Here is a 24,537-nt window from a genome sequence, read left to right on the forward strand (position 1 = left end):
CGACGAGGACGGCAACCTGACGACCGGCGCGACCGGTACGCTGACCGCCGCCGACCTCGAGCCGGACTGGGCCCTTCCCGCACCCGTGGCGACGATGCCGGCCGACAGCGCGGAGCGCGCCGCCGGCAACGCGGGCGAGCGGCATGCCGCGCAGGCCGTGAGCGTGCCCGGCACGACCGCCGCGCCAATGCCCAAGCCCGCGCTGCGCGACCGGCCGGCCTGAGCCGCGCGGGAAAACCGGTTCCCGCACATGACACCCTTTGCATTGCGCTGACTCCCGGCGGGAATTTTCCGCCGCCCGCAGGTGGATTGCTGCCCTTTCCACCTGCGGGATTTTCTTTTTCGCCTCCGGCCCCCGCCTGCACCATCGGTTCCCAACCGGCCGGCAACGGCCTATATAGCGGGGCAGAACACGTTCACGACCAGATGGCAGCCATGATTCCACCACTCGACGACATTCTCGAAAACTTCGAATTTCTCGAGGACTGGGACGACCGCTACCGCTATGTCATCGAGCTTGGCCGCATGCTCCCCGAGTTTCCCGAGGACGAACGCACCGACGAGAACAAGGTGCGCGGCTGCGCCTCGCAGGTCTGGCTGACCCGGCGTGTCGAACCGAACGGGGACGGCAAGCCGGTGCTGGTCTACCAGGGCGACAGCGACGCCCATATCGTCAAGGGCCTCGTCGCCATCGTGCTGGCCGCCTATTCCGGGCGCGACGCACAGACCATCGCGACCACGGATATCGACGGCATCTTCGGCCGGATCGGCCTGAAGGAGCACCTTTCCGCGCAGCGCGCCAACGGGCTGAAGTCGATGGTCGAGCGGATCCGCTCCGACGCCCGCGCCGCATTGGCCGACGCCTGAAACAGCCGCACGAGACCGCCGCTCACCCGCAGCCATAGTGGCGCGCCAGCCGGGTCAGGCCGAGCGACAGGATGACCTTGGCCGAGCGCGGCGGCCAACCGCGAGCCCGCTCCACCTGTTCCAATCCCTTGAGCTCGCAGCAGACAGCCACCAGCACGCCGGCAAGCTCCGGCCCGACATCGGCAAGCGCACGCTCCAGCCGCTGCCGCGCGGCGATGGTCGCATCGCTCAGGTCCGCCAGCCCTCCGCACGCCCCGCCGCCCTTGATGCCGCCGCCCCCGGTCTCGAGACCCGACCAGGCCATGCCGCGCATGCCCGGCACGATCTGACCGAAGGCATGGTCCGCCCGCAAGCGTTCCCCGGCCTCGAATTGCGCCGCGTCGATCAGGGGCCGGCCATCGCGCGACTTTCTGCTGTGCAGCCACGCAAGCGGGCTTTCCGCGTGGTTGACGGTGACGAGTTCCCCCGCCCCGCCATCCGGCAGGCGGCGCGTGCCCGTTTCCCGGTGCTGGTCGAGAAACCCGTCCTCTCGCGCCCCTGCCCTTTTCAACCGCCTGCGCCCTGCCTCCGACAGGTGGAGCACGGAGCCGGGGCCGCGCTCGACAAGGCCGTCACCGGCCAACCGGCGCAAAAGGCCCGCATCGACCACCAGTTCCCCGCGCCCGGCCGTCTCTCCCGGCCCTTTCGATGCCGCCCGTCGCCTGATCAGCCGCACACTGCCCGGCGTTGCGCCGCTGGCGCCTTCGGCCTCCCTGTCGCACGCCGCGACAATCCAGGACGGCGCCGCTGACAGCCGGGCAAGTAACCGGTCGACACCCCGCACCGTGTCGCTGCCCCCCTTTCGCGCGGCCGCCGTCATGCCGCGCGCCGGGTGCTGCGGATCAATGCAAGGCCGGCATGAAGGGCCGATTCCAGTTCGCTGATCATTGCGTCGAATTCCGGCTCGTCCCGCCGGTCTTCCACCAGCCGGCAGGCATGGGCAACCGTCGTGCGGTCGCGGCCGAAGCCAACGGCGATGTCCGTCAGGGTCCGCGCCAGGATCACATGATGCAGATACATGGCGACCTGGCGCGCCAGCGCGACACGCGCCGGGCCGCGACTGCCGCGTGCGATATCCTCCTCGCTGACATCGAAGACGGACATGACGCAGGCGGTGACAAGCGGGCCGGCCCCGGGTGCCGGGCAGCGCCGCCGTCCCGCCTCTCCCGTCGCCGCACCCATTCCCGCGCCATGCGTCACCCCTGCCTCTTGCGCCGGTTCAAGCATACTCGCCTCCACATTCAATCTTAGGTTTATATTCCTATATCAATACGGGAAAAATCTGCAGGCGGGGATAAGTCTTCCCGAAACCCTGGCGCTCCGATCAGACCCCCGCGCACCATCCTCGCAGCCCGCCGCAATGCGATACTGGCGCCTTGACCGGAGCTGTTTCAAAGCGCCGGTCGCACGGGGCGCCAAGGCCTGTCGGGGGAGCATCCGGATGCTGAGAAATCACCAGACCCACCATGCCGGGACGGCGGGTCGGCCGGCGCTCTACGCGCGGATCGCGCGCCGTCTCGGCGTTCCGCATGCAGAGGGATCCGGCAACCGGCTCGGCTTCACCGCCGCAGAGATCGCCTGCCACATGAGGTGGCTCGAACGGGCGGAGGCGGCCGAATGCCAGCTCGGGCGTGCCGGCTCCTGGGCACATGACGCCAATCGCCTGCTGGCGCTGCGACAGGCGCGTGAACTGGCACATGAACTGTCAGATGAACTGGTGCACGAACCGGTGCACGAACCGGCCGGCGAACCGGCGCAAGAACCAGTGCCGGACCCGCAGGCCCCGGTCAGTCCTTCCAGGGAATCGTTCCCGCCGGCACGTGACGGGCAAGCGCGTTGACCGCCAGCATGACCACCACGGTCGCCACCACGGTGACGCTTGCCATGGCCGCCGCCAGCGTCGTGTAGCCGCCGTCCTCGTAGTTGAAGATGGTGGTGCCGATGGTCTCGTTGCCCGCCGACCAGAGCAGTGCGGAAACCGTCACCTCGTTGTAGGAGGTGAGAAAGACAAGGATCGCGCCGGAAGCAGCGGCCGGCGCCACGAGCGGGGCATAGATGCGCAGGATGCGGCGGGCGAAGCCCGCGCCCGACACGCGTGCCGCGTCATCGAGACTGGCATCGATCTGCATATAGGCAGCAACCACCGATTTCAGGCCGATCGACAGGAACACCGCGACATAGGCGATGAGAATGATCGCCAGCGTGCCGTAAAGGCCGATGCCGACAAAGGGCAGCGGCCGCAGGAACATCAGGATGAAGGCAATCGACATGACGAGGCCCGGCACCGCATAGGCAACGTCCGCCTGCGCCGCGGCAAGGCCGGCCAGCCGCCGCGAAACACCGCGCCCGACCGTGAGGAAATAACCGAGGATCACCGCAATCGCGGCAATCAGGACGGCCGCCACGGCGGCGGCGAAGGTCGAATTGGCGAAGGCGCGCAGCGTCACCGACTGGCGGAACAGGATCTCGGCATAGTTTTCCAGCGTGAAGCTGTCGGCAGCCAGCGGCAGTCCGTATGTGCGCACCAGCGAGGTCGCGACCAGAGAGGCCGCCGGCAGCAACAGGGTCAGGGCGAGGAAACTCCAGACACCGATCTCGACCGGCAGGCGGGCGCGGCCCAGATCGACCGCAAGCGGTTGCTGCGGCAGGCCGACAAGCGCGTTGCGCAAACGCCGCTGAAGCGCGCCCTGAAGGGCGACAAGCACCAGCGTCACCAGTGCCAGCACGATGGCGACCAGCGCGACGGAGCCGATGACATCGGGACCGAAACCGGCGAGCCGCCGCCAGATCAGAACCGGCAAGGTGGTGTAGCGGGCCGGAATGCCGATCAGCGCGTTGATCCCGAAATTGCCGAGCGCGCTGACGAAGGCGAGGACGAAGCCGGCGAGCAGCGAGGGCGCGAGCAGCGGCAGGGTGATCCGCCAGAGCAGGCGCGGTGCGCGGGCACCGCTGACCCGGGCGGCATCGCTGAGCTCGCGCGGAAAGGCGCGCAGGCCGGCGCGCACGACGAGAAAGACGATGGGCATGTGCTGCAAGGCGAGCAATGCGACGAGCCCTTGCAGCGAATAGACCGGATGGGCGGCGCCGGGGGGCGGTGCGAGGCCGAGCCACTGCAGCACGGGGCTGGCCGGGCCGAGCGCCTGGCTCCAGGCGATCGCCGTGACATGCGGCGGGATCATCATCGGCACCAGCACCAGGAAGACCAGCGCCGCCTTGGCGCGCAGGTTGGTCAGGCCGATGGCAAGCGCCAGCGCGGTGCCGAGGACCGTCGCGAGCACTGCGGACAGGAAGCTGCTTTCCAGCGAGTTCCACAGCGCCCGCTGCACCGAGCGGCTGGCGAGCGTCTCGCCGAGCGGCGTCAGCGACAGGTTGCCGTCCAGGGCAAGCCCGACGGCGAAGAGCAGGGCCAGCGGCAGCCCGCACAGCAAGGAGACGAGAACGCAGACGGCGGCGAGGGACAGGCCCTCGCCGCCGCGAAAGGCGATGGCGTTGCGCAAGGGGAACGCCTTATCCGCCGAAGATTTCTTCGAACTTCATCTTGTTGGCGGTGTCGCCCTCAAGCGCCTTGGCGGCGTCGAAGTCCAGCAGCTTGATCTTGTCGCGCGAGGGGAAGCCCTCGGGCGCGGCAACGGCGGGATGCGCCGGCAGGTAGCCCTGGCTGGCGGCCAGCTTCTGGCCGTCCTCGGACAGCAGGAAGTCGACAAAGGCCTTCGCCGCGTCGGGGTTTTTCGCCGTCTTCAGGATCGCGACCGGCTCGGTCACCGCCGAAACGCCCTCTTCCGGGAAGACGAAAGCAACCGGCGCGCCCTCGGCGGCGCCGCGGATGGCGAGGAAGTCGACGATGAAGCCGTAGAGCTTCTCGCCGCCGGCAATCGCCTTGTAGGTGCCGCCATTTCCGCCCTGCGGGTTGGCGCCCTGCGCGGCGAGGCCCTCGTAGAAGTCCCAGCCGAGATCCGGATGACCGGTGACCGCCACCATGTGGATGGTGGCCGCGCCGGAGGTCAGCGGCGAGGGCATTGCCAGCCGGTCCTTGGCTTCCGGCTTCAGCAGGTCCTTGTAGGAGGTCGGCACCATTTCGGCACCGGTGTTGTACATGATGCCGGTGGTGATCAGCTTGGTGGAGAAATAGGTGCGGTCCTTGTCCATGATCGCGGGATCATAGGCGGAGACGTCGGCGCCCTCGTGAGCAAGAAGACGGTCTTCCTGCTTGAGGCCTTCCATCGTGACCGTGTCGGCGATGAGCAGCACGTCCGGCTGCGGGTCGCCGGCGGCGAACTCGGCGCGCAGCTTGGCCATCACCTTGGAGGTGCCGTCACGCACCCATTCGATCTCGACACCGGGATGCTTCGCCTTGAAGGCGTCGACGGTCTGCTGCGCGTCGGCATTGGGCTGCGAGGTATAGAGCACCAGCTTGCCCGAAACCTCGGCAATGGCCGGCGTGGCGAGCGACACAGTGAGAAGCGCTGCGAGCAGCTTGGTCTTGAACATGCGGATCCCCATTCGACGTGATCTGTCCCGGCCCGGCGGAGCGGGCGATCCCGGGGCCATACCAGCCGCATGTAACAGTTTCTTGTGCGTCCGCACACCGGCCCTCGGAAATTTTGCCGAGCGGGCCGGCCAGGCCTGCCTAGGACGTGGACTCACAATTGTGCCGGAAACGGCGTCCGATCCGGCAATGATCCGCCAGAAAGGCCGCGATGGCCGGGGCGGGCCCCGGTCAAGCGGTCTGACGCCGCGGATCGAAGCCGGACGGGCGCCCTCCGGGTACGAGGGAACGGGCTGGCAACGGCGTCGCCCCCCCCCCCTTGAAAACCGGGCGGTTTCCTGCGGGGTTGCTCCTGGTATCCAGTCCCGTTCCCTCATACCGTTTCTCGCCAGAATTATGAGTTCACGTCCTAGGATTTTCGCGGCGCGTGTTTCCACGACGAACCGTCCTCGCGGCGCTTGCCAGCCATGCCTCTCCTTCCCTACCTTGTGCCGACGCAGGACGGTCGGGACCGGCCCGCCTTGATGGCGGGCCGTGGAAGGAAAAATCAGTGGACACCGCAGACAGACGCGACCGGATGCCGGACCAGTTGCCGGATTTTCACGTCAAGCCCGACCCGCAGGACCCACGGCTTTCGACGCCGGTCACCGGGCGCGACCAGAACGGAAACGAGGTCGAGATCCGCGTCGTGACCGAACGCGCGCTGACGCTTTATCTGAACGCGCAGGAAATCGTCACCATGATGACGATCGGAGACCGGCCGGACCTTCTGGCCGTCGGCTATCTCCTCAACCAGAACATGCTGAAGCCCGACGACCGGATCACCGGCATCGATCATGACGAGGATCTCGACGTGGTGGTCGTGCGCACCGAACGCGCGACCAACTACGAGGAAAAGCTGAAGAAGAAGGTCCGCACCTCGGGCTGCGCGCAAGGGACCGTTTTCGGCGACGTGATGGAGCGGTTCGACGAGATCGCGCTCGATCCGGATGCGCGCCTGCGCACGTCCTGGCTCTACGCGCTGACCAAGAAGATCAACACCCAGCCCTCGCTTTACCTGGAAGCCGGAGCGATCCACGGCTGCGTGCTGTGCCAGGAAGACCGCGCGGTCGCCTACATGGAAGACGTCGGACGCCACAACGCCGTCGACAAGATCGCCGGCTGGATGTGGCTGAACGGCATCTCCCCGGCCGACAAGACCTTCTACACGACGGGCCGGCTGACCTCCGAAATGGTGATCAAGACGGCGATGATGGGCATCCCGATCCTGGTCTCCCGCTCGGGCTTCACCGCCTGGGGGGTGGAGCTTGCGCGCCGCGTCGGCCTGACCTTGATCGGGCGCGCCCGTGGCCAGCGTTTCGTCGTGCTGTCCGGGGCCGAAAGGCTCGTCTACGACATGGACGCGGGCGAGGCCGACGGCGAGGACGCCAAACATCGGCGCAAGGGCGCGCGCAACGCGGAAGATGCCGCATGACCTCAGCGCCCCTTGCAGGATGCATTCTGGCCGGCGGACTGGCCCGCCGGATGGGCGGCGGCGACAAGACGCTGCTGCCCCTTTCCGGCGCGCCGATGCTGGCGCGCGTCATCTCCCGGCTGCAGCCGCAGGTCGGCGCGGTCGTGCTCAACGCCAATGGCGATGCAGGGCGCTTCTCGCGGTTCGGGCTGCCGGTTGTCGCCGATCCGATCGAGGGCTTTGCCGGTCCTCTTGCCGGCGTCCTTGCCGGCCTGCGGTGGGCGCGCGCCCATCACGGTGAGGCAGAGGGGGTGATCTCGGTGGCCGGCGACACGCCGTTCTACCCTGCGGACCTGGCCGCGCGTCTCATGGAAGCGCGAGGCCCCGACGCGGGCCGCATCGTGCTGGCGAAATCGGACGGGCACATGCATCCGGTTTTCGGCTACTGGCCGGTTTCGGTCGCGGATTCGCTCGAGCGTTTCCTGCGCGAGGGAACGACGCGCAAGGTGCTCGCCTTTGTCAACCTTCATCCCAACACGGCCGCCGACTTCACCCCGGAGGCTGGCGCCCCCGATCCGTTCTTCAACATCAACACGCCTGAAGACCTGGAAGCTGCCGAGGCGCGGGCAAGGATCGAGGCATGACGTCGGCAGGCAAGGCTCCGGTGTTCGGCATCGCCGGCTGGAAGAACTCCGGCAAGACAACGCTGACGGAACGGCTGGTCGCCGCGATCTCAAGCCGCGGCTACCGGGTTGCCACCGTCAAGCACGCGCATCACGCCTTCGATATCGACCAGCCCGGCACGGACAGTCACAGGCACCGGGCCGCCGGCGCCGTCGAGGTCGCCCTCGTCTCGAGCCGCCGTTGGGCGTTGATGCATGAGTTGCGCGGCGCGCAGGAGCCAACGCTCGACGAGATCCTCGCGCGGCTGTCGCCCTGCGACATCGTGCTCGTGGAAGGCTACAAGCGCGCGCCGCACCCGAAGATCGAGCTGCGCCGACGGGCGACCCTCAAGGAGGAGCGACTGGCCGACAGCGATCCGGGCGTCGTCGCCATTGCCAGCGACGAGCCGGTGGCGGAGGCGCGGCTGCCCGTGTTCGACCTCGACGATGTCGAGGGCATTGCCGACTTCGTGCTCGCCACCTGCGGATTGCGGAAGGCCGCCGATGACCTCGTCTAGACGCCTCATCGACGACTGCTTCCTGCATGACCGCGACCGGCTGCGCCACGACGATGCACTGGCGATCCTGCGGGACCGCGTTTCGGCGACCGTCGGGGTCGAAACCGTCGACCTCGAGGCAGCGGCGGGGCGGATCCTGGCCGATCCCGTCCACGCCGGACACGATGTCCCGCTTGCCGACAACTCCGCCGTCGACGGCTACGCGTTCGCGCAGGCGGACCACGGACGAACCGGCGGACGCTTCCCCGTCTCCGCGCGCATACCGGCGGGGCATCCCTCCCCGGCTTCGCTTGCCCCCGGAACGGCCGCGCGCATCTTCACCGGCGCCCTGATGCCCGGCGGTGCCGACACGGTCGCCATGCAGGAGGATTGCGATCTCGACGAGGACGGCCATGCCGTCCGGATCCCGCCCGGCCTGAAGCCCGGCGCCAACAGGCGGCGTGCCGGCGAGGACCTGAAGGCCGGGGACGTTCTGGTGACCGCCGGCACGCGGCTCAGGCCGCAGGACATTGCGGCCATCGCCTCGACCGGGACACCGCGCGTCAGGGTCTTCCGCCCGGTGCGCGTTGCGCTCGTGTCGACGGGTGACGAGATCCGCCGCCCCGGCGACGGACTGCCCGACGGCGGCGTCTATGACAGCAACCACTATCTCCTGTCCGGGCTGCTTGCCGGTTTCGGCGTGGAAATCGCCGACCTCGGCATCCTGCCGGACGATGCCTCCCATATCCGCCGGACGCTGGAACGTGCCGCCGGCGAGCATGATGCCATCATCTCGACGGGCGGTGCCTCGCGCGGGGAAGAGGATCATCTGGTCGAGGCGATCGACGCGCTCGGCACCCGGCACATGTGGCAACTCGCGGTCAAGCCGGGGCGGCCGATGAATTTCGGCCAGATCGGCGACTGCGTCACGCTCGGCCTGCCGGGCAATCCTGTGGCGGCGATGATCTGCTGCCTGCTCTATGTCCGCCCCGTCCTGTCGGTTCTGGGCGGTGGCGGGTTCCTGACGCCAAGGCGTTTTCAGGTTCCGGCGGCCTTCTCGGTGGAGAAGAAGAAGCCCGACCGGCGCGAGTTCTATCGCGGCATCCTGGCCAGCAATGACGCAGGGCGGACCGTGGTGCGCAAGTTCGAGCGCGACGGCTCCGGGCTGATTACCTCCCTGCGGGAAGCGGACGGTCTCATCGAGATCCCCGAGGAAACGACAAGGATCGTCGAGGGCGAGGCCGTCGATTTCATCTCCTTCGCCGAATTCGGCATCCCGGCACGCTGACGAAAGCGCTCGAGCTTCCCTTGCGAGAGGCCTGAAAGACATCGGGCTTCCGCCACTGCCATGGGGACAACGCAACGTAAAGCTGTTGAAATCCGTTCGATTTTGATGGGAGTATGCAGGCTGATCCGAAGGAGCGCGAAGCCGCTTCACGGAAATAACCGAACTAACAGGGGACATCAGATGCGTTTCATGAAACTCGCGGCGGCAGCCGCCCTCGTTCTTGCGGCAGTCGGCGGCGCCGAGGCCAAGGACTGGACCAAGGTGCTGATCGGCACCGAGGGCGCCTATCCTCCCTTCAACAACCTGACCTCCGATGGCCAGCTTGTCGGCTTCGACATCGACATCGCCAAGGCGCTGTGCACCGAGATGAAGGTGGAGTGCGAGTTCGTCGTGCAGGACTGGGACGGCATGATCCCCGCGCTGCAGGCCGGCAAGTTCGACGCGGTGATCGCCTCCATGTCGATCACGGAGGAGCGGCTGCAGAAGGTCGACTTCACCAACAAGTATTACAACACGCCGCCGGCGATCATCGTCCCCAAGGACAGCGATATCCCGGCCGCCACCAAGGAAGCGCTGGCCGGCAAGCTGCTGGGCGCCCAGTCCTCGACCACGCATTCCAACTATGCCGAGGCAAAGCTGGGCGATGCCGAACTGAAGCTCTATCCCACGCCTGACGAGTACAAGCTCGACCTTGCCTCGGGCCGTATCGACGCCGCGATCGACGACGTCGTCGTGCTGTCCGAGTGGCTCGACACCGACGATGGCGCCTGCTGCAAGCTTCTCGGCACGCTGACGCCGGATCCGGTGATCAACGGCGAAGGCGCCGGCATCGCCATCCGCAAGGGCGAGGACGATCTCAAGGCGATGTTCAACAAGGCCATCGAGGCCATCCGCGCGAACGGCACCTACGAGAAGATCCAGGGCCAGTATTTCGACTTCGACGTCTACGGCGGCTGAAGACCGTTGAAACACGCAAGGCGGCAGACCATCGCCGCCTTGCGCAAGGCCACGGTCCCGGCGCATGAATGAAGCTCTCACCCTGATATCGTTCGGCCCGGAAGGATGGGGCGACGAAATTGCGCGCGGCGTTCTGATAACCGTGAGCCTGGCGCTGGCCTCGCTGCCGTTCGGCCTCGTCATCGGCTTTCTGATCGCCCTTGCCAAGAATTCCGGTGATGCGTCGCTGCGCAATGCGGCAAATATCTACACCACCATTTTCCGGGGGCTGCCCGAGCTTCTGACGCTGTTTCTCGTCTATTACGGCGGCCAGATGCTGCTCAACGAGTTGGCACGGCTCTTCGTCACCGGCGCGACGGTCGATGTGAACTCCTTCATCGCCGGCATGATCGCCCTGTCGCTGGTATTCTCCTCCTATGCTTCGGAAGCGTTTCTTTCCGCGTTTCGCGGCATCCGGCAGGGCCAGTACGAGGGCGGTTATGCACTCGGGCTCAGCCGCCACCAGACGATGCGTCTCGTCGTCCTGCCGCAGCTCATCCGCCTCGCCCTGCCGGCGCTCGGCAATCTCTGGCTGATCCTGCTCAAGGAAACCGCTCTTGTCTCGGCCATCGGCCTTGAGGACCTGCTGCGCTGGGCGGGGATCGCAGCACGCGTCACCAAGGAGCCCTTCCTGTTCTTCGGCAGCGCCTGCCTGATCTACCTCGTCCTGTCCATGATCTCCTCCATCGGGCTGAGACGGATCGAAATCTGGTCGAAACGCGGCGAGGTGCCGCGATGAGCTGGGTGAGCACGGAAACCCTCCCGGCGCAGCCGGCACCGCCTGCCCGCGAACGTAGCTGGAGCGCCGCCCGCATCGCCGGCAACGTCTTGATGGCCCTGTGGATCGTCGCCGGCGCCTATCTTTTCTACTACCTCGCCAGCAACGTGATGTCGGACTACGTCCGCAACTACTGGGACGACTATCTCGACGGCATCCTCGTCACCGTGCAGCTGGTCGGCATCTCGATGGTGACAGGCGCGCTCTTGTCGCTGCCGGTCGCGCTGGCGCGCTCCTCGCGCAACCGGCTCGTCGCTGGCATCGCCTATGCCTATGTCTATTTCTTCCGCGGCACGCCGCTGCTGGCGCAGACCTTCCTGATCTATTACGGCGCCGGGACCTTCCGCCCGTTCTTCAGCGACATCGGGCTCTGGTGGTTCTTCCGGGACGCCTGGTACTGCGCCATCTTCGCCTTCACGCTGAACACCGCCGCCTACCAGGCGGAGATCCTGCGCGGCGCGGTCCAGAACATCGACAAGGGCCAGTGGGAGGCGTCCTCCGCCCTCGGCATTCCCAAGCTTGTCACCTTCTGGAAGGTGCTCCTGCCGCAGGCAATGATCGTCGCCCTGCGCCCCTATGGCAACGAGATCATCCTGATGATCAAGGGATCGGCCATCGTCTCGCTGGTGACCGTCTTCGACCTGATGGGCGAAACGCGCCGGGCCTATTCGCGCACCTTCGATTTCCAGGCCTATATCTGGGCGGCTGTGCTCTACCTGATCGTCGTGGAAACCCTGCGCAGGATCTGGGAGCGGCTAGAGAGGCGGCTCACACGGCATCTCAAGCGCAACTGACTGCCACTTTATTCGCAACCCGCTGCCGCCGGCGATTGCGAAAACCGCGCAGCGCGGATACCGCTTGGCGACCCTTTTACATCGCGGAGACATTCCATGTCCGACACCAGCAGCGGCAAGCTCGCGCCGGCCTCCCTTCTCGCCCATGGCGGCGGCGGCATCGACCCGGCAACAGGCGCTGTCGTGCCCCCGATCCACACCGCGACCACCTTCGCCCGCGACACTGACTACCGGCTGACCAGCGCCGCGCATATCTACTCGCGCGACGACAACGATCTCGTGCGCCAGATCGAGAGCCTGATCGCCCGGCTGGAGAACGGCGCCGAGACGCGGCTGTTCTCCTCCGGCATGGCGGCGATCGCCGCGACCATCCGCACCGTGCGGCCCGGCGGCACGGTCCTGGCGCAGTCCGGCATCTACTGGGGCACGACATCCTGGCTGCGCAAGCACTGCGCCCATAGCGGCATCGCGCTTCTCGAGGCGGAAGCGTCCGATACCGAGCGTTTCCGCGAGACCTTGCGCGAAAGCGGCCCGGATCTGGTGTTCCTGGAGGTTCCGTCCAATCCGTGGCTGGCCGTTGCCGATATCCGGGCGATCAGCGAGGCCGCACACCAGAGCGGCGCTCTGGTTGCGGTGGACGCCACCGCCGCCACGCCCTTGCTGATGAAACCGCTCGACCTTGGCGCCGACATCGTCCTGCATTCCGCGACCAAGGCGATGAACGGCCATTCCGACGTGCTCGCCGGTGTCGCCTCCTGCCGCGATGCCGACAGCGATGCATGGCGCTTCATCCGCGAGGAGCGCCATGACGCGGGCGCCGTGCTCGCGCCTTTCGAGGCCTATCTGCTGTTGCGCGGACTTCGCACGCTGTCGTTGCGGCTGGAGCGCATGTGCGCGAGCGCCCGGACGCTTGCCGAAATGCTGGACCGGCACCCGGCGGTGGAAACCGTGCTCTATCCGTCCCTGCGCGGCCATCCGACCCACGCCGCGGCCAAGGCCCAGATGCAGGGCGGCTACGGCTACCTGATGTCGATCCTCGTTCGGGGAAGTGCCGAAGACGCGCTCGGTGTCGTCGGCCGGCTGCAACTGATCAAGCGGGCGACGTCGCTCGGCGGCGTCGAGAGCCTTGTCGAGCATCGCCACACGATCGAGGGCGATGCGACCGGCGTTCCGGAGAACCTCTTGCGTATCTCGGTCGGCATCGAGGACGTTGCCGACCTTGCCGCCGATCTCGAGGCCGCGCTCGCTCCCCTCACGTCCGGATAGCTGCGGCCCCCGTCTCGGGGCCTGGCTCCAGGTCGCGGTGGCTGCGGATCCAGGACAGGAACGCCTTCAGCGGCGGGCGCTGGACGCCCGGACGGGTGACCAGGTGGTAGCCGTTGCCCGGCAGCACGTCCTCGAAGAGGACGCGGAGCGCACCCGAGCGGATATCCGGCTCGATGAAGGCGCGCGCCGTCGCGCTCACCCCCTCGCCGCGCCTCAGCCCCTCCAGCATCATGTAGCCGGGCAGGTGCAGGATGTTGAGGCTGCCTGTCGAAACGACGCCCTGCCGGTCGAGCCACTGGGCGATCTCGTGCGTGCCGATCTCCTGCAACCACGGAAACTCCTGCAGCTTCGCCGGATCGGGATAGTCGGCATCGCCGACCAGCGAGCGCGCCGCAACGATGACGAAACTGGTGAAGAGCAGCGGTTCCGACTGCAATCCGCTCCATCGGCCCTGCCCGTAGCGGATGGCAAGGTCCACGCCGCCCGGCTCCATCTCGACAACCTCGGCCGTCGGGTTGAGCATCAGCTCGATCTCCGGATGACGATGCCGGAACTCGGAAATGCGGGGCATCAGCCAGCTGACGCCGAAGGCCGGGGTCATGGTGACCTGCAACGGGCGGGCGATATCCGCACGGGCCAGCTCGTCGACGGCCCGGCGCATGATCGAGAAGGCCTCGTCGAGGTTCTCGGCAAGGCCGCGCCCCTCCCGCGTCAACGCGATACCCCGCCCCTGCCGCACCACCAGTTGCGCCCCGAAGAAGGCCTCAAGTGCGCGAACCTGCTGGCTGACCGCCGCATGGCTGACATTGAGCACGCGTCCGGCACCCGCCAGCGTGCCGGTCTCGGCAACGACGGCAAAGGCGCGCAGGCTTGCGAGCGAGGGCATCCGGGTCCATTCCATATGTCACCTGAGCTTACATTTCATCAACTTTCCTGAGTGGCATGTTTTGCCGAAAACCGCAATCATCCGGGCATCACGACGACACGAGGAGACGGAACAATGATCGGCATTCTCGCAGAAACTTTCATGACCGCCACCCGCTCCGAGGCGCATGGCCGGACACAGGAACGCCCCGCCAAGGTCTTGCTTCTGCAAGGCGACCGCGTCGGCCAGGCACACGGGCGGAACCCGGCTCCGGCCCGTTGAGACAGGAAAAGGACCTTTGGCTTCCCTCCCCCTGACTCGTCCCCTCCGATGCGCTAAACAAGGGGCGACTGACACGTTCGGTCGCCCCCTTTTTATCCGGCGGGGCGGCCACATCCGAAAATCCCGAAGGGAGGGGCGCAATGGCGAAGGTTGCATTCATCGGTCTTGGCGTCATGGGATATCCCATGGCCGGGTATCTCAAGAGCCGCGGCGGCCACGATGTCACCGTTTACAATCGGACTGCCGCCAAGGCCGCAAAATGGGCCGCCGAGCATGGCGGAGCCCATGCGGCGACCCCGGCAGCGGCGGCCGAGGGCGCCGATTTCGTCTTCGCCTGCGTCGGCAATGACGACGACCTCCGTTCCGTGACGACCGGAGCCGATGGCGCGTTCCACGGCATGAAGCGCGGCGCGATCTTCATCGACAACACGACCGCTTCGGCGGAAGTCGCGCGCGAGCTTTATGCCGCCGCGAAGGAGAAGGGCTGCGGCTTCCTCGACGCGCCCGTCTCCGGCGGGCAGGCCGGCGCCGAGAACGGCGCGCTCACCGTCATGGTCGGCGGCGATGCGGACATCTACGAGGCGGCGCGGCCGGCGATCGAGTGTTTCGCCAAGATGGTCGGACACATGGGCCCTGCAGGCGCCGGCCAGCTCACCAAGATGGTCAACCAGATCTGCATCGCGGGTCTCGTGCAGGGGCTTTCCGAGGCCGTTCACTTCGCCAAGAAGGCCGATCTCGACGTCGCCAAGGTGATCGACGTGATCTCCAAGGGAGCGGCCCAGTCCTGGCAGATGGAGAACCGCTGGCAGACGATGCGCGACGACAAGTTCGATTTCGGCTTCGCCGTCGACTGGATGCGCAAGGATCTCGGCATCTGCCTGAAGACCGCGAACGAGACGGGCGCCCGCCTGCCGGTGACCGCGCTGGTCGACCAGTTCTACGCCGAAGTGCAGGCGATGGGCGGCAACCGGTGGGACACGTCGAGCCTGATCGCGCGGTTGCAGAACGCCGGCAAGTGACCCGTTGCGGTCCGGCGGCGGCAGTCGCCGGCCCGCCTCGCGTTGCCGGCTTGCATCGACCGGCCCGGGCGGCGCAAGATGACCGGACAAGAACGCGAACCTGCGGAGCAGCAGCATGACCCGCGCAGACCCGGATGCCGGCGACCGGCACGGCCCGGGAACATATGTGCCGGAAGGATTGCCGGTGCTGCTCCTGCGCCGTCCGGCGCCGGTCCTTCTGCGCCGCTGGTACACCGAAATCGTCGCCTATGACGAACGCGCCGGTTGCCCGATCCGCCAAATCGAAAGCGCCTCGCTCACCGTTCCCGTGATCATCAGCCTCGGTGAACCGTTCCGCATCGGGCTCGGCCGGCAACCCGGCGACGACGACGCGCGACCGAGCTTTGCCTCCGGGCTTTCCTCCGAGCGGATCTATATCGGCTCAAGCGGCCGCGCCGCCTGCCTGCAGATCAACCTGACACCGCCGGGAGCGCGCCGTCTCCTCGACCTTCCCGTTTCTGCGCTGACCGGTGCGATGATCCCGCTCGAGGACTGCGCCGACGGGGAGGTTCTCGACTTCAAGAAGCGCGTCGAGGACCTGACGGATTGGGAAAGCCGCCTCGATCTGGCGGAAGCCTTCGTGTTGCACCGGTTGACGTCTGCAGTGGACGGAACGCCCCAGGTGGTCCACGCCTATCGGCGCATCGTCGGCAGCGGCGGGCAAGCGGGCATCGCCGCCATCGGCGAGGAGATCGGCTGGAGCCGCAAGCATCTCTCGCTGAAGTTCCGGGAGGAGATCGGCCTGCCGCCGAAGACGGTCGCGCGCATCGCCCGCTTCACCCGGGCACAGACGCTGGCGCGTTTCGAGGCCGCACCCGACTGGGCCGACATCGCCTGCGACTGCGGTTACGCCGATCAGGCGCACATGATCCGGGAGTTCGGCACGTTTGCCGGGCTGGCGCCCCGCGCATGGCGCGCCAGCCTCGACACGTTCGGCATTGCCACCTGGTAGGGGGCCCTGCCCTTGAGGTTACATTTGTTCAATCCGCAGGGCCGTCCGCGGGCTATCGACAGGCGTCCCAACAGGAGCCTGAACCATGACCGAACAGCAATCCCCTTGCATTTTCCCCGCCCTGCGCTTCGGCAACGCGAACCGGATGACCGACTGGCTGCAGGAGGCCTTCGGCTTCCGCCTGCACGCCTGCCACAAGGCCGAGGACGGCAGCATCGTTCACGCGGAACTTGCTCTCGGCACCTCCATGATCATGGTCGGCCAGACGCGCGACGATGCCTTTGCCAAGATTGTCGGGGAACCTGACGGGCCCTCCGGCAAGACGCTCTACGTCGCGGTCGCGGATGTCGACGCAACCTTCCAAAGGGCAGAGGCGGCCGGCGCCACCATCGTCGAGCCGCTGACCGAGCGCGACTATGGCAGCCGCGAATTCATCTGCCGCGACCCGGAGGACAATGTCTGGTGCTTCGGAACCTACTGGCCGACCGTTGCGGCGGGCTGACGGCTATTCGCCTGCCGCTTCGCGAACAATACCCGACAGGAGCTCGTTGACAGCGGCAAGCGCCTTGCCGGAGGCTTCCGTTCCGGTTTCGGGCAGCCGCCGGAAGCCGACCGTCACCTTGCCGGGAGCGTCCGGCGTCTCGTAAAGGAAGACCGAATAGGGGCAGAAGGCGATGTTTCCCGCATCGGCCTCCATCGCGGCACGCGACAGGGCGGCCGAGCAAAAGAGCATCGCCTCCGCCCGTGTGAACACCTCTTCACCCGACCCCACATCCGCGCCGGTACGGGCCAGCATCTCGCCGATATGCGAAACATAGTCGATGACCAGACCGCGATTGATGATCGCGTTCTCGACATCGAAGCGAACATCCTCGAACGCGGCCTCGACAACGCGGGTCTCGGCAATGTCGGACGCCTCGTCGGCGAGTACGGCCTGCGACAGGCCTGCGCCAAGCAACCCGGCCATGATCGCGCCGATGCGCAGGTGACGGCTGAAAATAGCGGATATCTGGATCATGGGGACGTCTCCCGGGTGTGCCTGCAGGCACCCGCGACGGGGCCGAGGCGTGGCTACGCCACGAATTCTAGCCGCCAAAGGCACCAGACGCCACAATGCATTCAAAAATTCGAATTTGTTTGATCGGGACGTATCCTCAGTCGTCCTTCTCTGCCCGTGGCTTTTCCGTCTGCACATAGGCGAGCGGCAGTTCGCTGGTCGACTTGATCTGCTCCATCGCGAAGGAGGTCGAGACGTCGGAGATGTCGATCTTGGCGATCAGCCGCTTGTAGAATGCGTCATAGGCCTCGATGTCCGGAACCGCGACGCGCAGCAGGTAGTCCACCGCTCCGGCCATGCGGTAGAACTCGACCACCTCGGGGAACTCCGAGATCACGTCGGCGAACTTGCGCAGCCAGTCGTCGTTGTGTCGCGACGTGGTGATCGAAACGAAGGCCGTGACCTTCACGTTGATCTTCTTCGGATCGAGGATGGCCACCCGTCTCTGGATGACCCCGTCCTCCTCCAGCTTCTGGATGCGGCGCCAGCAGGGAGTGGTCGACAGGCCGACCCGTCGGCCGACTTCGGCCACCGGAATCGTGCAGTCCTCCTGGAGAATGGAGAGAATTCGGCGGTCGATGCGGTCGATCATGGATTTCAGGTCCGGATGGTAGTCGACATGACTGGATTCTTTTTTTATGAACCGCGCTCATGTCGATATTGGTTTTCTTCGCTCACTGCACTTGTAGGGAATTTTAGATTTTTCTTCCAAGAACAGGCTGAATTCCGCTTGCCGCGTTTTCCAGTCGATGTCAACTGAAAGCTTGAAATTCAAATCCCGGAGCGGTTCCGGGAGCCAATCAAGCGGAGACGCGACATGTTTCCCCTCACCCGTATCGCAGCCGTGCTCGGCATGGTCCTGGCGACGGCGCTTGCCCAGCCCGCGCTGGCGGCACCGGCGGTCACGCCGCTGGTCACCACCCAGTGGCTGGCCGATCACATCGAGCGCAAGGACGTCGTCATCCTCGACATCCGCTCGCCCTTCGCCAAGTCCGGCAAGGACGACTATCTCAAGGGGCATATCCCCGGCGCCGTGTGGAGCGAGTATCCCGGCTACTGGCGCACCGATCGCGGGTCCGTCGTCGGCGTCCTGCCGTCGGTGGAGAAGCTTGAGGCGGCCCTTTCGGAAATCGGCGTCTCCGAGGACAAGGCCGTGATCATCGTGCCGGCCGGCGGCGACAGCTCCGAGTTCGGCGCGGCCGCACGCATCTACTGGACCTTCAAGTATCTCGGCCATGACGCGGTTGCGATCCTCGACGGCGGTCACAAGGCCTGGACGGCGGAGAAGCGTCCGCTCGAGACGGGCAACGTCACGCCGGTCGGCGACATGTTCATCGCCGAGCCGCGCGACAGCTATCTGGTCCAGACGTCGGACGTCGCCAAGCGCCTCGACACCTCCGCGATCCTTGTCGACGGGCGCCCCGCCGAGCAGTTTGCCGGCAAGGACAAGCATTCCAAGGCGACGCGCTTCGGTCGCATTCCCGGCGCGCTCGGGCTCGACCAGGCCGGTTTCTACAATGATGCCGACGGCAAGCTGAAGCCGCAGGCGGAGATTGCGGCCCTGGTTCCGGAAACCCTTGCCGACAAGTCGGTCGAGATCGTTTCCTATTGCAACACGGGCCACTGGGCGGCGACGAACTGGTTCGTCCTGCACGAGCTTCTCGGCTACGAGAACGTCTCCCTTTACGACGACAGCATGGTCGGCTGGTCGCAGGACGACACCCTGCCGATGGCGTCCGAGCGCACCACGCTCGACGACCTGCGCGCCTTCCTCGGCGATCTTTTCGGCTGATACCGACGTCTCCTCTGCGGTATCGATCCGGACAACCTTGCGCCGGCCCTCAAACGGGCCGGCGTTTTTTTTGGCCGGCATCACCGGCAAGACGGGCCACCTCGGCGCGCAGGACCGGCAGGCAGTTCTCCTCGAACCACGGGTTCTTGCGCAGCCAGGCGTTGTTCCGCCACGAAGGATGCGGCATGCAGATCGCGGCCACGCCCTCGTCCCGGGTCGCCTCATAGATCTCGCGCCATGCGCCAACCGTTTCGCGGACCGACCCGCGCGCGTGCCCGCCAAGATGATAGGACTGGGCATAGGCGCCGATCACGATCTTCAGCCTGAGTTGCGGCATCGCGGCGAATACACGGTCATGCCAGAGCCGGCGACACTCGGGACGCGGCGGCAGGTCCCCGCCCTTCGCATCGAGGCCGGGAAAACAGAAGCCCATCGGCACGATGGCAATACGGGAGGCATCGTAGAAGATGTCCTCGCCGATCCCCATCCAGTCACGCAGACGGTCGCCGCTCGGGTCTGTGAAAGGCCGGCCGCTGGCATGCACGCGCGTTCCCGGTGCCTGGCCGCAGATCGCGATCCGCGCAGTGGCCGACAACACGCAGACCGGCCGCGGCGCGTGCGGGAGCGACTTGCGGTCCGGCTCCTCGACGCAATGCCGACAGGCGGAAATCTCTCCAGCCAGCGCGTCCAGTGCATCCTTGTCGGGCGCATCCGCCATCATCACCTCTTGCAAGCCCTTGAAAGAACGACGATCCGCAGGCATGGCGCCGGTCGCCACCATGGCCGGCTCGAGACGTTTTGTTAACCACGTCCCTGAGGCGGATATTAAGGGTTGGTCACCATGATGAAGCTGTTTCAAGCATACGGGGCAAGGTCCCGGCAACCGGACGTCTGCAAAACATGGCCGCGCAGGAAACAAGCAGCGAGGCGAAGACCGCACTCAACAGCGAACGTGCCCGACGGCGGCGCGACGTGGCGCGCACCGTGCGCAATGTTCGCGAAAGGCTGTCGATCAGCGACGGAAACGAGGCGAACTTCGAATACGAGCTGCTGCTGACATTCTCCAGGAACAGGTTGAGCGCGGCGATCGCGCTGCCGCTCTTCGCGCTGATCGTCGGCGGCATCTCCCTGTTGTGGATGCGTGCGGAGGTGATTGTCGGCTGGCTGGTCTTCAACGCGATCGCCCATGTTCTGCTGCTGATGGCGTGCCGCCGCTTCGAGCGGGAGGTGCCTGTCGACGGCGACCTGCGGCGCTGGCGCCGGCAGATGATCAGCGGCGACATGCTCTACGGCCTCACCTGGGCCGGCTTCTTCCTGCTGCAGTCGACGGCTCCCGGCCATGACGGCTCGGAGATCTTCCAGTTCGCGACGATGCTGATCGTCATCGCCATGCTGACCATGCTGTCGGCCAGCCAGCCGAAGGCCTTGCTTGCCGGCACGCTGCCGATCACCCTGGCGATCGTGGTCTCCTTCCTGAACCAGCAGTCCGCGATCCACTATGCAATGATGGCGATGGCCATCGGCGCGCAAGGCTTCTTCCTGATGCTCGGCAACCAGCTGCACATCTCGACCGTGACGATGCTGGAATTCCGGGCCGAAAAGGATCACCTGATCTCCGAACTGGAACAGGCCAACGCGATCTCCGACGAGGCGCGGCGCCGCGCCGAGGAGGCCAATCTGGCCAAGTCGCGCTTCCTGGCGACGATGAGCCATGAGCTGCGTACGCCGCTCAACGCCATTCTCGGCTTCTCGGAAGTGATGAAGAACCAGCTGCTGGGCGCCCTCGACAATCCCACCTACCGGGACTACGCGGCCGACATCCACAATTCCGGCCAGCACCTTCTCAACCTGATCAACGAGATCCTCGACCTGTCGCGCATCGAGGCCGGCCGCTACGAGCTCAGCGAGGAAGCGGTGCCGCTTGCCGAGCTGCTCGAAGACTGCAAGCACATGATGGCGATCAGGGCGAAGAAGAAGCACATCTCGATCATCGAGACCTACGAGGCCGACCTTCCCAAGCTGTGGGCCGACGAGCGCGCCGTCCGGCAGATGATCCTCAACCTGATGTCGAACGCGGTGAAATTCACCCCGACGGGCGGCGAGGTGCAGATCAAGGCCGGCTGGACGGCCGGCGGCGGCCAGTACATCTCGATCCGCGACAACGGCCCCGGCATTCCCGAGGACGAAATCCCGATCGTCATGCAGGCCTTCGGCCAGGGTGCCATCGCCATCAAGAGCGCAGAGGACGGGACCGGTCTTGGCCTGCCCATCGTCCAGGCGCTCGTCCAGATGCATGGCGGCAAGCTGGAACTGCGCTCGAAGCTGCGCGAGGGCACGGAGGTCATCGTCACCTTCCCCGCCTCGCGCGTGCTGGAAGCGATGCCGGCGCTCGAGGAAACAGTCGCCGCCAACACCGATCCGCGTCGCGCCGCGATGCGCCGGTCGATGATCCGCAAGGCATCCTGAGACGAGGCGGACCCGCTTCGTCCGCCTCTCCCCTTCACGCCTGCGCCCGCATGCTCACGGGGCGAGCCCGAGAAACCCGGCCACCGTCTCCACGATTTCCACATGCGTCCTTGCCCGGTCGGTGCCCTGCGGGTCGTCGCAGACCGGATCGTCCTCCCACTTGCGCAGCAGTTCCGCGCCTCCCGGCTTGCACACGCCCAGGAAGGTGAAATGATGCGCGGGCGCGACCGACACGTGGCGCGCGCCGGGAAGCCGGTCGGCCAGACCGCTGCCCTTCGGGCCCACATCCACCGCCGGCCAGCGGTGCTCGTTGCCCAGATTGATGAAAAGCACCGGTGTTCGCACGCCGGCAAGACTGTCCTCCACCGCGGCATGGGTGAAACCGGGATCGACAGAGATCACCGATGAGACGCGCGCATCCCGCATGTCGGCCGAAAAGCTCTCCGGCAGGGCGTCCAGCCGCACGCCGCCGCTGGCGAGAAAGTCGCAGCCGGGCGACGCCTCCCCGGCCTTCCGGCAATAGTCGGCAAAGGCGTCGCCGTCGAACCGCAAGCCGGCGAGCCCCAGAACGGTGCTGCCGCCGAGCGAGAAGCCGAGCGCGGAGATCCGTTCGCGGTCGACATGGGGAGCGAATTGCGGATCGGCGAGAAGGGCCTGGAGCGCGGCTCCAAGATCGGCGGCGCGCGGCGCCAGCCGCATGGTGCGGCGCGGCGAGGAATCGCCGGACGTGGTGCCGGGATGGTTCACCGCCAGCACGATGGCCCCGCGCGCGGCAAGACGCGAGGACAGCCAGGCAAGGCCGTCCATGTTGCCACCCGAGCCCTGCGACAGAAGCACAAGCGGATGCCGCCCCTTGGCGAGCGCGGCACCGATCAATGCCGGCGCTCCCACGAACAGGGCATTGTCGCCGATGACATTCCGATAGGTGGTGCGCCCGGCCGGATACCAGACGGACGCCGCCAGAGGCAGGGCCCGATGGCGGGCCGGCACGTCCATGCGGTCATAACCGGGAAGACCGGGCGCCACCGGCTCCGCAAATGCCGGAGGAAGCAGGGCGAGGCCGGAAAACAGGGCGGCAAGGACAAGACGTTTCATTTGCGGGACCTTCCATCGGTTGCGACCTCCTGTCGGTGCCCGCCCCTGCCCGCACTTGCGTCCTGAAACCGGATCGAGGACGACTGGAACCGGATCCTGTACCAGGAATTCATTCACCCCCGCGCCCCGACGCCGTTCACCGAGGCCTTCATGCTTGTCCTGCCGATCCCCCTTGCGGTCGCCCTCGTGCTGGCTTTCCTCGCCTGCCGTTTCGTGCTGCTGCGCGACGGTCCCTCGCTCTTTCCGTTGCTGCTCGGGGTGACGGCCCTGCAGGGGACGCTGATTTCCCTCGTCCAGCATTACGGGATCGCCGCGCTTCAGCCGGTGCTTCCGGCGACCGCCTCGCTGGTGCCACCGCTTGCCTATCTCGCCTTCCGCCAGGCGGCGATCCGTGCGCCCGCCCTCGGAGGCGCCCTGCCGCATGTGCTGGCGCCGCTTTGCGCGGGCCTGTCCGTGCCGCTCGGCCAGGGCCCGCTGGAGTGGCTTCCCGATGCGGTGCTCGTCGCGTTGTATGCAGGGTATGGCACCGCGATCCTGTTGCAGGCGCGCGGACGCGAGGACCTGCCGCTCGCGCGGCTCGAGGCCGGTCGCCTGCCGCAGCGCATCTGGCAGGTGGTCGGTGCCTCGCTTCTGCTCTCGGCGGTCAGCGATACGGCCATCGCCCTTGCCCTGATATACGGCGAGGCGTGGCTGCGGCCCCTTGTCGTCAGCCTCGCGTCCTCACTGGCGCTGCTGGCCGTGGGGCTGCTCGGTCTTGTCGCCGCGCGCCCCGGATCGGCCGGAGAGGACGAAGAGCCAGGTGCCGGCGAGACAGTCTCCGGGGAGCTTGGTGCGGACACCGAGGCCGACCGGGAGTTGATGCAGCGCCTCGACGCACTCCTCGACGAGGGAGGCGCCTGCCTCGACCCGGATCTGACGCTTGCCCGCCTCGCCCGAAGGTTGCGCGTGCCGATGAAACAGCTCTCGGCCGCGATCAACCGCACGAGCGGCGAGAACGTCTCGCGTCACGTCAACGGCCACCGCATCCGCCACGCCTGCAAGCTGCTCGGACAGGGACAGAGCGTCACCGCCTCGATGCTGGCCAGCGGCTTCAACACCAAGTCGAACTTCAACCGCGAGTTCCTGCGCGTGACCGGCGAGACGCCGAGCGCCTACCGGTCACGGATCGGGTCGGAGGAAGGGTGATACCGCGGGCTGTCAGCCCTCGCCCTTCCCCGACACGCCCGCATCGGCAAAGGTCGCCATGCCGTCATGCACCTGGGCGGCCGCCTTGACGATGCCCGCGGCAAGGGCCGCGCCGGTGCCCTCGCCGAGCCGCATGCCCAGGTCAAGCAGCGCCGTCTTGCCCATGGCGTCCAGCGCCCGGCGATGTGCCGGCTCTGCCGAGACATGGGCGAACAGGCAGTGATCGAGCGCGCGCGGATCCATCGCATGCAGCACGGCGACGGCGGCGGTGGCCACGAAACCGTCGACGATCACCGGGATGCGCTGCAGGCGCGCCGCGACCACCGCGCCCGCCATGGCCGCGATCTCGCGGCCGCCGACCCGGCGCAGCACCTCAAGCGGATCCTTCGTGCCGGCGATGCGGTTTACCGCCTGCGTCACGGCGGCGCGCTTGCGCGCCATGCCATCATTGTCGACGCCCGTGCCGGGGCCGACCCATTCGGCCGGATCCCCGCCAAAAAGCGCCGCCAGGACGGCGGCCGCCACGGTGGTGTTGGCGATGCCCATTTGGCCGATGCACAGGAGATCGGCAAAATGGGCTTCCCCAACACCACCGTGTCGGCCTCCATGCCGAAGGCCATCGTCGCGGCGCAATTCGGCTCGTCGAAGGCATCGACCTC

Annotated in this window: 27 protein-coding genes and 1 pseudogene; 18 read left to right on the forward strand and 10 right to left on the reverse strand. The window is 66.8% G+C overall.

The features are described from left to right. Nucleotides 1-223: hypothetical protein (locus ACN0T5_RS17655; RefSeq protein WP_417769934.1), on the forward strand; the 223-nt coding region annotated here is incomplete at its 5' end. A gap of 212 nt (nt 224-435) precedes the next feature. Beyond that, entirely contained in the window at nt 436-867 is a 432-nt protein-coding gene (locus tag ACN0T5_RS17660) for a SufE family protein (protein WP_417769935.1), read from the forward strand. A 22-nt stretch (nt 868-889) separates the two neighbouring features. Here ACN0T5_RS17660 and ACN0T5_RS17665 read toward each other — a convergent pair whose 3' ends face one another. Together ACN0T5_RS17665 and ACN0T5_RS17670 are read right to left on the reverse strand one after the other, a co-directional pair. Beyond that, nucleotides 890-1,726, reverse strand: coding sequence for a DUF6456 domain-containing protein (locus ACN0T5_RS17665; protein ID WP_417769936.1), 837 nt, complete (start codon nt 1,724-1,726; stop codon nt 890-892). Then, entirely contained in the window at nt 1,723-2,133 is a 411-nt protein-coding gene (locus ACN0T5_RS17670) for a helix-turn-helix domain-containing protein (protein ID WP_417769937.1), read from the reverse strand. The genes ACN0T5_RS17665 and ACN0T5_RS17670 overlap by 4 nt, the downstream gene beginning before the upstream one ends. 214 nt (nt 2,134-2,347) lie before the next feature. On the opposite strand from ACN0T5_RS17670, the gene ACN0T5_RS17675 reads away from it, so the two are divergent. Next, nucleotides 2,348-2,746: a hypothetical protein gene (locus ACN0T5_RS17675; protein ID WP_417769938.1), complete on the forward strand. Its 399-nt coding sequence runs from the start codon at nt 2,348-2,350 to the stop codon at nt 2,744-2,746. Here ACN0T5_RS17675 and ACN0T5_RS17680 read toward each other — a convergent pair. Together ACN0T5_RS17680 and ACN0T5_RS17685 are read right to left on the reverse strand one after the other, a co-directional pair. Beyond that, nucleotides 2,694-4,403, reverse strand: a complete 1,710-nt coding sequence (locus ACN0T5_RS17680; RefSeq protein WP_417769939.1) for an ABC transporter permease — start codon at nt 4,401-4,403, stop codon at nt 2,694-2,696. The genes ACN0T5_RS17675 and ACN0T5_RS17680 overlap by 53 nt on opposite strands. A 10-nt stretch (nt 4,404-4,413) precedes the next feature. Next, on the reverse strand, nt 4,414-5,394 hold the full coding sequence (locus tag ACN0T5_RS17685) for an ABC transporter substrate-binding protein (RefSeq protein WP_417769940.1): 981 nt from the start codon (nt 5,392-5,394) through the stop codon (nt 4,414-4,416). A 575-nt stretch (nt 5,395-5,969) separates the two neighbouring features. Here ACN0T5_RS17685 and fdhD point away from each other — a divergent pair. The 8 genes from fdhD (at nt 5,970) to ACN0T5_RS17725 (ending at nt 13,126) form a co-directional block, all read left to right on the forward strand. Next, complete coding sequence (fdhD, locus tag ACN0T5_RS17690; protein ID WP_417769960.1) at nt 5,970-6,866, forward strand: formate dehydrogenase accessory sulfurtransferase FdhD; 897 nt, start codon at nt 5,970-5,972, stop codon at nt 6,864-6,866. Then, nucleotides 6,863-7,489, forward strand: coding sequence for a molybdenum cofactor guanylyltransferase MobA (gene mobA, locus ACN0T5_RS17695; protein ID WP_417769941.1), 627 nt, complete (start codon nt 6,863-6,865; stop codon nt 7,487-7,489). The genes fdhD and mobA overlap by 4 nt, the downstream gene beginning before the upstream one ends. After that, a complete protein-coding gene (mobB, locus tag ACN0T5_RS17700; RefSeq protein ID WP_417769942.1) occupies nt 7,486-8,025 on the forward strand; it encodes a molybdopterin-guanine dinucleotide biosynthesis protein B in 540 nt (179 codons plus the stop codon). The genes mobA and mobB overlap by 4 nt, the downstream gene beginning before the upstream one ends. Next, nucleotides 8,012-9,292 (forward strand): gephyrin-like molybdotransferase Glp, encoded by a 1,281-nt coding sequence (glp, locus tag ACN0T5_RS17705; protein ID WP_417769943.1) that lies wholly within the window; start codon nt 8,012-8,014, stop codon nt 9,290-9,292. The genes mobB and glp overlap by 14 nt, the downstream gene beginning before the upstream one ends. Nucleotides 9,293-9,472: 180 nt before the next feature. After that, nucleotides 9,473-10,249, forward strand: coding sequence for an ABC transporter substrate-binding protein (locus ACN0T5_RS17710; RefSeq protein WP_417769944.1), 777 nt, complete (start codon nt 9,473-9,475; stop codon nt 10,247-10,249). A 64-nt stretch (nt 10,250-10,313) separates the two neighbouring features. Next, a complete protein-coding gene (locus tag ACN0T5_RS17715; RefSeq protein ID WP_417769945.1) occupies nt 10,314-11,027 on the forward strand; it encodes an ABC transporter permease in 714 nt (237 codons plus the stop codon). Continuing rightward, a complete protein-coding gene (locus ACN0T5_RS17720) occupies nt 11,024-11,860 on the forward strand; it encodes an ABC transporter permease (protein ID WP_417769946.1) in 837 nt (278 codons plus the stop codon). Before ACN0T5_RS17715 ends, ACN0T5_RS17720 begins: the two co-directional genes overlap by 4 nt. 96 nt (nt 11,861-11,956) lie before the next feature. Next, nucleotides 11,957-13,126 (forward strand): trans-sulfuration enzyme family protein, encoded by a 1,170-nt coding sequence (locus ACN0T5_RS17725; protein ID WP_417769947.1) that lies wholly within the window; start codon nt 11,957-11,959, stop codon nt 13,124-13,126. Here ACN0T5_RS17725 and ACN0T5_RS17730 read toward each other — a convergent pair. Further along, complete coding sequence (locus ACN0T5_RS17730) at nt 13,113-14,027, reverse strand: LysR family transcriptional regulator (RefSeq protein ID WP_417769948.1); 915 nt, start codon at nt 14,025-14,027, stop codon at nt 13,113-13,115. The genes ACN0T5_RS17725 and ACN0T5_RS17730 overlap by 14 nt on opposite strands. Nucleotides 14,028-14,126: 99 nt before the next feature. Between ACN0T5_RS17730 and ACN0T5_RS17735 the strand changes: the two genes are divergently transcribed. The 4 genes from ACN0T5_RS17735 to ACN0T5_RS17750 all read left to right on the forward strand — a co-directional run bounded on the left by ACN0T5_RS17735 (nt 14,127) and on the right by ACN0T5_RS17750 (nt 16,785). Beyond that, complete coding sequence (locus tag ACN0T5_RS17735) at nt 14,127-14,273, forward strand: hypothetical protein (RefSeq protein ID WP_417769949.1); 147 nt, start codon at nt 14,127-14,129, stop codon at nt 14,271-14,273. Nucleotides 14,274-14,413: 140 nt separating this feature from the next. After that, on the forward strand, nt 14,414-15,292 hold the full coding sequence (locus ACN0T5_RS17740) for an NAD(P)-dependent oxidoreductase (protein WP_417769950.1): 879 nt from the start codon (nt 14,414-14,416) through the stop codon (nt 15,290-15,292). 115 nt (nt 15,293-15,407) lie between these two features. Next, nucleotides 15,408-16,283, forward strand: coding sequence for a helix-turn-helix domain-containing protein (locus ACN0T5_RS17745; protein WP_417769951.1), 876 nt, complete (start codon nt 15,408-15,410; stop codon nt 16,281-16,283). Between the two features lie 85 nt (nt 16,284-16,368). Next, nucleotides 16,369-16,785, forward strand: a complete 417-nt coding sequence (locus ACN0T5_RS17750; RefSeq protein WP_417769952.1) for a VOC family protein — start codon at nt 16,369-16,371, stop codon at nt 16,783-16,785. Nucleotides 16,786-16,788: 3 nt separating this feature from the next. Here the strand turns inward: ACN0T5_RS17750 and ACN0T5_RS17755 are convergent, their stop codons facing one another. Beyond that, the gene (locus tag ACN0T5_RS17755; protein ID WP_417769953.1) at nt 16,789-17,301 is read right to left on the reverse strand and encodes a DUF302 domain-containing protein; all 513 of its coding nucleotides are present in this window, start codon (nt 17,299-17,301) and stop codon (nt 16,789-16,791) included. A 136-nt stretch (nt 17,302-17,437) separates the two neighbouring features. Next, complete coding sequence (locus tag ACN0T5_RS17760) at nt 17,438-17,932, reverse strand: Lrp/AsnC family transcriptional regulator (protein ID WP_417769954.1); 495 nt, start codon at nt 17,930-17,932, stop codon at nt 17,438-17,440. A gap of 225 nt (nt 17,933-18,157) precedes the next feature. On the opposite strand from ACN0T5_RS17760, the gene ACN0T5_RS17765 reads away from it, so the two are divergent. Next, nucleotides 18,158-19,132 carry a sulfurtransferase gene (locus ACN0T5_RS17765; RefSeq protein WP_417769955.1) on the forward strand — a complete coding sequence of 325 codons (975 nt, stop codon included), beginning with the start codon at nt 18,158-18,160 and terminating at the stop codon, nt 19,130-19,132. A gap of 49 nt (nt 19,133-19,181) precedes the next feature. Here the strand turns inward: ACN0T5_RS17765 and ACN0T5_RS17770 are convergent, their stop codons facing one another. Further along, a complete protein-coding gene (locus ACN0T5_RS17770; RefSeq protein WP_417769956.1) occupies nt 19,182-19,850 on the reverse strand; it encodes a uracil-DNA glycosylase family protein in 669 nt (222 codons plus the stop codon). A gap of 182 nt (nt 19,851-20,032) precedes the next feature. Here ACN0T5_RS17770 and ACN0T5_RS17775 point away from each other — a divergent pair, with 182 nt between their 5' ends. Next, nucleotides 20,033-21,598, forward strand: a complete 1,566-nt coding sequence (locus ACN0T5_RS17775; protein ID WP_417769957.1) for a sensor histidine kinase — start codon at nt 20,033-20,035, stop codon at nt 21,596-21,598. A gap of 54 nt (nt 21,599-21,652) precedes the next feature. Here the strand turns inward: ACN0T5_RS17775 and ACN0T5_RS17780 are convergent, their stop codons facing one another. Beyond that, nucleotides 21,653-22,693, reverse strand: a complete 1,041-nt coding sequence (locus tag ACN0T5_RS17780; protein ID WP_417769958.1) for an alpha/beta hydrolase family protein — start codon at nt 22,691-22,693, stop codon at nt 21,653-21,655. Between the two features lie 150 nt (nt 22,694-22,843). On the opposite strand from ACN0T5_RS17780, the gene ACN0T5_RS17785 reads away from it, so the two are divergent. Next, complete coding sequence (locus tag ACN0T5_RS17785) at nt 22,844-23,878, forward strand: helix-turn-helix domain-containing protein (RefSeq protein ID WP_417769959.1); 1,035 nt, start codon at nt 22,844-22,846, stop codon at nt 23,876-23,878. A 12-nt stretch (nt 23,879-23,890) separates the two neighbouring features. On the opposite strand, the pseudogene ACN0T5_RS17790 reads toward ACN0T5_RS17785, so the two are convergent. Beyond that, nucleotides 23,891-24,537 (reverse strand): annotated as a pseudogene (locus ACN0T5_RS17790) (nicotinate-nucleotide--dimethylbenzimidazole phosphoribosyltransferase); the annotation flags it as partial.

Source organism: Stappia sp. (assembly GCF_048261845.1).
Lineage (GTDB): Bacteria > Pseudomonadota > Alphaproteobacteria > Rhizobiales > Stappiaceae > Stappia.